Origin of the sequence: Emticicia sp. 17c, assembly GCF_037153985.1 — a bacterium.
Classification (GTDB): domain Bacteria; phylum Bacteroidota; class Bacteroidia; order Cytophagales; family Spirosomataceae; genus Emticicia.
Genome location: NZ_JBBAYI010000032.1, coordinates 1 through 7,543, shown reverse-complemented (window position 1 = coordinate 7,543; position 7,543 = coordinate 1). Strand labels below are relative to the sequence as shown.

8 protein-coding genes are annotated in these 7,543 nt (G+C 32.1%); 7 read left to right on the top strand and 1 reads right to left on the bottom strand.

The features are described 5' to 3' along the window. The first annotated feature begins 378 nt into the window (after window positions 1–378). The gene (locus WAA15_RS24195) at window positions 379–906 is read left to right on the top strand and encodes a hypothetical protein (protein WP_337045437.1); all 528 of its coding nucleotides are present in this window, start codon (window positions 379–381) and stop codon (window positions 904–906) included. Between the two features lies 1 nt (window position 907). Further along, complete coding sequence (locus tag WAA15_RS24190; protein ID WP_337045436.1) at window positions 908–1,594, top strand: hypothetical protein; 687 nt, start codon at window positions 908–910, stop codon at window positions 1,592–1,594. Window positions 1,595–1,862: 268 nt separating this feature from the next. Here the strand turns inward: WAA15_RS24190 and WAA15_RS24185 are convergent, their stop codons facing one another. After that, window positions 1,863–2,528, bottom strand: a complete 666-nt coding sequence (locus tag WAA15_RS24185; protein ID WP_337045435.1) for a S24 family peptidase — start codon at window positions 2,526–2,528, stop codon at window positions 1,863–1,865. A 143-nt stretch (window positions 2,529–2,671) separates the two neighbouring features. Here WAA15_RS24185 and WAA15_RS24180 point away from each other — a divergent pair, with 143 nt between their 5' ends. The 5 genes from WAA15_RS24180 (at window position 2,672) to WAA15_RS24160 (ending at window position 7,064) form a co-directional block, all read left to right on the top strand. After that, window positions 2,672–2,941, top strand: a complete 270-nt coding sequence (locus WAA15_RS24180; protein ID WP_337045434.1) for a hypothetical protein — start codon at window positions 2,672–2,674, stop codon at window positions 2,939–2,941. Window positions 2,942–3,313: 372 nt separating this feature from the next. Further along, entirely contained in the window at window positions 3,314–4,225 is a 912-nt protein-coding gene (locus WAA15_RS24175) for a toprim domain-containing protein (RefSeq protein WP_337045433.1), read from the top strand. Beyond that, window positions 4,189–5,490 (top strand): VapE domain-containing protein, encoded by a 1,302-nt coding sequence (locus WAA15_RS24170; RefSeq protein ID WP_337045432.1) that lies wholly within the window; start codon window positions 4,189–4,191, stop codon window positions 5,488–5,490. The genes WAA15_RS24175 and WAA15_RS24170 overlap by 37 nt, the downstream gene beginning before the upstream one ends. A gap of 19 nt (window positions 5,491–5,509) precedes the next feature. After that, window positions 5,510–5,905: a single-stranded DNA-binding protein gene (locus WAA15_RS24165; protein ID WP_337045431.1), complete on the top strand. Its 396-nt coding sequence runs from the start codon at window positions 5,510–5,512 to the stop codon at window positions 5,903–5,905. 127 nt (window positions 5,906–6,032) lie between these two features. Continuing rightward, the gene (locus WAA15_RS24160; protein WP_337045430.1) at window positions 6,033–7,064 is read left to right on the top strand and encodes a hypothetical protein; all 1,032 of its coding nucleotides are present in this window, start codon (window positions 6,033–6,035) and stop codon (window positions 7,062–7,064) included. Window positions 7,065–7,543: the final 479 nt, after the last annotated feature.

The following is a 7,543-nucleotide window of genomic DNA, read 5'->3' as shown; positions in this document are numbered from 1 at the left end:
CAGTTCATCTTCCCCTTTTTTTTACAAAGATAGCTACAGCATTACATTTATACGACTACCAAAATTTTCATTGACTCACTAACTGAGTTAGCAAATACATACGAAAACTCTTCTGATTTTAAAATTTCCTTAAATAATGGTTCTCTAGAAAGTTGTCTAGTATTCCCTGAACAAAATATCCAAGTTGCAAATGATATAAATGATATTTTAGAGAGAAAATCATATGATAATCGAAGAGTTAAAATCCTAAAAAAGATTCAGAATAAAGTTCTTCAAAATGGTTTAGATTATAATATTTATTTAGAAAGTGACATATCTAAAAAAGATATAACCCAAGTTTTTAAAGGTGTACCTTTTTCCTCAAAAAGAAGAAGAGAAGTGACTAATGAGAAAATAGTCTTTTTAAAGGGGAAATTATATGAAGCTGGAGGGAAAAAAACAACAAACGTTCATATAGAAGATGGAGAGAACGAGTATAAAATCGAATGCTCACAAGAGGAGGCAAGAGAGTTAAAAGATTTTTTATATAGACCTATTTTCCTCTCAACTATAAAAGTAACTAAGTCTAACTATCCTCCAGAATATAAGCTAATAGATTATTATAATAGCCAAGAAGAGCAAAACAAATATGAAGACTTTGTTCAAAAAATAGTTGAGAATGATACATTGGAGAAGTATGACTTATTGCATGATAAAATTTATGAGTTTATTGATGAAGATAAGATAAACGATATTAGTAAGCTTATTAAAGTTTTTAATAATAACTGTACAGACAGGGGTGTATTAAGAACAATTCTGATTAGTTTAAAACCTATAATCCACAATGAAACCTATAAACAATTAAACTCATCATATCAAAGCCTTTCTGAATTATTGAGAGCAGGAAGTTCAAAAAAGAAAATTTAAGATGCGCTCAAAAAATACTTTATACAAATTTAACGAGGAGTCTTTACCTGAGAATTTTGTATCTATCGCAGTAAATATTCATAAGGATAAAATTGAGCCAACTCATGCCGCAATCCTCATAAGGCATGAGAATATAAATTATCTACATCATTTTCCTGGCCAAACTTTACCAGAAGTGATAGATAATTTCAATGAGTCTGGTTGGTATATTTATAAAATCATCAATTTTATAGAAGTTGGTGATTCATATGAAGTGGGAGCTTTTCTACAATATTGTAGAAGAGTTTGTAAAAATAGTAATATAACATATAGCTATATTGCCGACGGGTCTTCTTATAATGATAGGGGACAATTTATTAGTAGAATTGGACTTCCAGAATTTGGAACTTGCGTAGGTTTTTGTCTAAATACTCTTTCTAATGCAATATTAGACATTGAAAATAGTATTATAGAGCTGGATGATTGGGATGATAGCGAAATATTACAGTGGGTTGATAATCAGAGCGTATTACAGGTTCAAAAAAAATATCCAGATTTAGATTGGAATTTATATAATGCTTTTAAAAAAAGGATAACTCCATTGGAGTATTTATGTATATCTTTTTTTGACGACTATCCTATTAAAAAAAATGAAGTCGATAAAATAAAGGGTGATATATTAAATAGAATTAAAAGTATGTATAATTAAAACCCTTGCTTTAATAAAGAGAAATATCCTACTAACAACTATTCTTCTATAGAAAATAATAGCCTATCATAAATAAAATATGCTTAACGCTTCACCAAATGCTTAACAATCAAACAAATAAAAAAGCGTAACTTATTGATTTTCAATAGATTACGCTTTTATTTTGTAGCGGGAACAGGAGACTATTCTTCTTTCTCATACTGCTTTGATTATCAATTATTTATATATGTATACAAATTTTATTCTGCGTATCCGATTTACCACTAAATTATCTTGGTGGTGAACCCACAATCCAGACGATTTTCCAAATATTATGTATATCTTTCCCAGCCACTTCTATTGACCCCCCAGTAATTTCGTTATCAGAATGCAACCTTAAAAAACCAGTACTTTGCAATTCATTTGTTTTAACTCTTTTCACCACTAGGAACACCTTTGCATAATGGACGATGTAAACGCCAGAACTAATATAAATCCAGTCACTAGGAGGAACTTTTTTAGCCCTAACCAACATCCCTTTTGTATAAAAAGGCTCCATACTGTCGCCGTCGATTGCAAAAACAATCTGGTCGCTCATATCTTCATTTTCATCAGTTATAAGTACTGAATAAGTATCAAACACCACCGGTATATCTTCATTAAGACTATTGACAAAAGTTGCTCTTGCTTTTACGGAGATATAAGGCAATTCGATATGTTTTAACTCCCTTGTATAGACTTTAACGTCATTATAAAGTGAATCTTCATAGAATACACTTGCGGGCAATTTTAATGCGTCTGCTATTTTAGCCAATGTTTCTGGTCTTGCTGAATTTCTTGAATACATTGTGTTCAACGCGGACTGATTTTTTATTGCTCCGAGTGTTACTAAGTCTTTTGCTTGCATATTTAATTCAGCAAGCCTCATTTTAATAATTTTCTCAAGATTATTCATGTATTATTTTTAACATATAAATGTCTAATTACAAATTTTTTGTATTAATTATTTTGATTTTGTATTATTATTAATACATTTGCAAGCAAATATGCTTCTTTAGTGTAAAATATTAATTCAAATAACGGCAAAATTATTTCACAATGAAAAATCAAAACCTTTCAATTCTACAAAAAACTTATCATACGGTTGCCCCCGCTTGCTTCGACTACTTTAAAGCTGTATGGTTAGCAAGAAATAAAAAATGTGAGAAGACCTTTAGAAACCGAATGAAAAACCCAACCACAAGAGATATTATCCTTTTCTGTCATGTATGTAATCAAGATATACTTGATTTTATTAAGCCACTACAAAGAGAACTTAAAAACATCCCTCCTTTTGATTCTTCACCAATCCAATTAACTCTTAATTAGTTATGAAATGGTTTGCAACTTCCGACCAACCAACTGTGCTAACGCCTGAACAAGAAAACGCCTTTTTAAAGGCTCAAATAAAGGAGAGAGACGAACGGATTAGAATAATTGAAAATCAAAGAGAATGCCTCATAAGATTAATTAACCAAATTCTTTTGCCCCCTAAAAAACCATGAGAATATTAATAAGAATAATAGGGGTTATACTCCTAATTCCTGCCATGATAATACTGCCTCTAATCCTTTGGCTTGATAACCGAAGCGTAAAACCCTGAACACATGAAAACACTTTTCAGGTGCTTTTTAATCTTGCTTAGCGCGCCAATAACACTAATATTTTTTATTCTTTTTCTCATTGAAACCATATACTTCCATGTCGAAAACAATAGAAGAAATAAACCAAGCTAAAGCCGTGCCGCTTACAAGCATCATGCAAAGCATAGGGCATGAACTTCAACACCAAAGCGGTAACGAGCTACTTTATTATAGTCCGTTTAGAGATGAGCGTACACCCTCATTTAGTATAGATGTTAACAAAAATCTTTGGTCTGACTTCGGAAACTCAAAGAAGTACGAAAAGGGAGATAGCCCGATTGGCTTTGTTATGCTCTACCATAAATTAACTTTTCCCGCGGCGGTCGAATGGCTATTGCGCTTTGATGGGTGCGTAAAAACGGCTACTTACATGGTAACGCACGAAAAGGAACAAGCGTTAAAAGTTTTAGCCATTAAGCAAATAACTAACCCGAAACTTATTCAGTACGCCGAAAGCCGTAGTATATCCTACACCGTTCTTTCAAAGTATTGTAAAGAAGTGATTTATAAGCATACGGCAAGCAACCGGATATACACCGCTATTGGGTTCAAAAACAATGCTGATGGGTACGAATTGAGATTTAAAGGCAAAGATAATGGAAAGGATTTTAAAGCCTGTTTGGGTAAAAAAGATATAACCTTTATAGACAATTTCCAATCTGATTTATTGGTCTTTGAAGGCTTCTTTGATTTCCTTTCTTTCATCGAATTAGATGTATATAATTTTCAGGCTAATTACTTAATACTTAACTCAATAGCTTTGCTGAACCGTTTCGATTTCACACCCGTAAACGCAATTTATAGCTACTTGGATAACGACAAAGGGGGCCGCAATACCTACGACAAAATAAAACAACTACACCAACCCAAACACATTATAAATGCGAGTGCTTGGAATTTCCCGAACCACAAAGATTTAAACGAATATCTCGTATGTCAAAACGCAAAAAGACAGACAGAACTAAGCTAGAAAACTGGCTAAGAGGTCATTATAAATTCCGTATGAATATGGTTAATCACATGATTGAATATACTGAGGATGCCTCAAAACCCTACCGTTTCATGCTTGAATGGGACTTTAATAATATTATCCGAAAAATTGAATGTGATACAGATTTTTCGATTGGCAGAAACCAACTGGAAATCATTCTAAAATCTGACTTTATAGAACAATACCACCCAATCAGAAACTATTTTGATGGCTTAGAAAAGCGTTATACATGGCCTTACAAAAATACCGAAGATATTAAAGACTTAGAAATTTATCATTTGGCCGATACGCTCAAATTAAACGAATCAAACAACAAGGATATAAATATTGGCACGTTGTTCTGTGAGTTTCTGCGTAACTGGATGACCGCCAGCGTAGCCAATAGCATGACAGACTACGGATGCCAAAACCAAATGTGTTTGGTACTTATTGGTGGCGAAGGTTTAAAAAAATCAGGATGGTTAATGCAGCTAACCCCACCCGAATTAATTGACTACTCTAAGACCTCAAAAATAGACTTGTCGAAAATTGATATTTGGCTGGATATGGGCCGAATATTCATCTTCAATATTGACGACCAATTGAAAAATCTGCAAAAAAAGGATAGTGAAACCATGAAAACCATCATTACCCAGCCACATGACCTCAAACGTTTGCCCCACGCTTCTTTTAATACTTTTATTCCTCGAATTGCAAACTTTTGCGGAAGTATTAACGGACGTGAGTTTTTATCTGATACGGGTAAAAACCGCCGATACTTTCCGTTTGAAGTACTTGATATTGACTACGAGAAATTAGCCAAAATTGATATTAATTTATGTTGGTTTGAAGCCGTTCAGCTATACAAAATGGGTGTTAAATACTGGTATGATGTAGACGAACTAGCCAAATTTGATACTAATTCTTATCGGGTTGTGAGAGACGAAGAAGAACTATTTTATGAATTCTTTGAACCTGTGCTGGACGAAAACAATATACCGCCCAATGCTCAATATAAAACCGCTATGCAGATTCTAAGGCATTTGCAAGTTTACGCCAAAAAAACATTGTCTATCAAGTTTTTGGGTGAGTTGTTAACGCATATCAAGTGTGTTAATAAGAAAAAAAATTATGGTAATGGACGTGTAGAAAGGCCCTATTTAGTTATAGAAAAATTCGTTGATATACACGAGCAAAAAAGCCTTTTAACGGCTAAGCCTGTAAGCCTTCCCAATACTTTACCACCAGCAAAAATAAATTTTTAACATATAAACAACATCAGTTATGCAAGTAATTACGCTTATTGGCAACCTCGGACAAGATGCCGAAATCAAAGAAGTAAACAACAACAAATTTGCTGCCTTCTCAGTAGGTTGTACCATCAGAAAAAAGAACGGTGATAAAGTGGAAGAAAAAACAACTTGGTACGACTGTTCCACCAACAATTTAAAAGTGGCTGATTTTCTAAAAAAAGGTACTAAGGTTTACATACAAGGCCGCTTTAAACTAGACACCTATTGGTCGGAAAAGTTGAACAAATGGGTACCTAAAATCAACATTTTTTCTACTGATATAGAATTATTGAGTGCGAAGAAAGAGGAAGGTACAGCAACCGAGAAAACAGGCACACAAGCCACGACCGAAAGCGGTGGTAATGGTGGTGACGATTTGCCATTTTAGAAAGTAGTTATTATACACAAAAAGCGGCTAATTGCCGCTTTTTGTGTATAGGTATTAACTGAAATCTTTTTCAGTATAATTAATTTCATTTAATTTTAAATTCTTTACAAAGTCAATTAGTAAATTCATGAAAATTCTCAATCCAAATGATTTTTTTTTAAAGTTTCAGAATTGCAGCTTTGAAAATAATGTAATGAAACTTATGCCCAAAACATCACTTCTTCAAACTTTCGGGCAAGTTTTTGATTTTAGAGGTGACGCAGATGAAGAAAAATTCGATTTTTTTTATAGATACTGTCAATCACACCTTGACGAATATTCAAAGATTTATAATTTTCATCCAGCCTATCTTTATATTGCCCAAAACGAATATTTTAATTCTGTTGCCCAACCAAAGACTAATGTTATCGCTATTAGCAAAGAAGTGATTAAGCAGCTGAAGAATTTCTTTTGGGATAATTTGGATTTTGAGAACGACCAAAGTTTAATAAATTTTCGTGATATTAATAAGTGGTTGTTAGCAGAATGTAACAAGAGTTTGAATCAATTTGTTTTTGAATTTGCATCATTCTTCTCATATTATCATGAATTGGCTCATCTAATGCAAGAAGCTGAATATAAAGCATTAGGTAATACAACGAGTTTAAACGAGTACGGATATACGAATTCAAATTTCAATGTCGAGCATCATCTTAGAGAAATTGATTCCGATTTTTTTGCTGCAAATCAGGTTGCTTATCATGTCCTTTCTCTTTATGAAGATGCAAAAATATTTTTTAATGAGGTAGAGAACGAGATTTTATACAACATAATAATGTTGTCTATGGCTTCAATCTTCGCTTATAGAATAAGACATTTTCGTGGACTTGAAGATATTTATTATTATGAACGCTCTCATCCACATTCTGCAATCAGAATAATTATAATTTCAAAAGTTTTTTTAAGTTTTCTATCAAAACATTCAAAAAACTTAACGCCCGATGAACAACAAATACTTATTGGTAATAGTTTGGGGTTTGCGGATAAAATTGCTGGAGTCAATTATAGTAGTAGGTTTTCTGACTTAATTAAAAATGGTAACGATAAAATAGCTGAATATTGGGATTATATGTCTAATGAATCTCCTAAATATTCATATTTATTGACGGGTAGAATTTAAAAGTTAATTGATTGAAAAAGAAACTCCTTTATGTTCATTAATTTTGCTTGAATAAATTAACACTATTAATTATTTCACTATTTATGCTGATATAATAATTGACAATAATACTATCACCTTAAAAATAGATTCATAAAAATCCTTAATTCCTAATCCAATTAATTTCTTCTCGGTAGGTTTCTCAGTATTTGACGATTCAATAGGGTTATATTATAAAGCTAATAATGTAGATTTTTTTCTAAAAAATATAATTTTCATTACGCAATTTATTAAAAATCAGGAATAATAAAATTTCTTAATATTCCTTTTTATTTTAAGGCGTTCTTAAAATTTCCGACTTAAAAATTAAACAAAAAGTTTTTGATTTGATAGGCTTTGTTATTTATTAAGTAAATTTGCTTTGTTCAATTTAAACATAAAACAACATGACAGACTACATTTATTGCCGTGAATACGGCCTGCAACCAGTTATTTGGAAT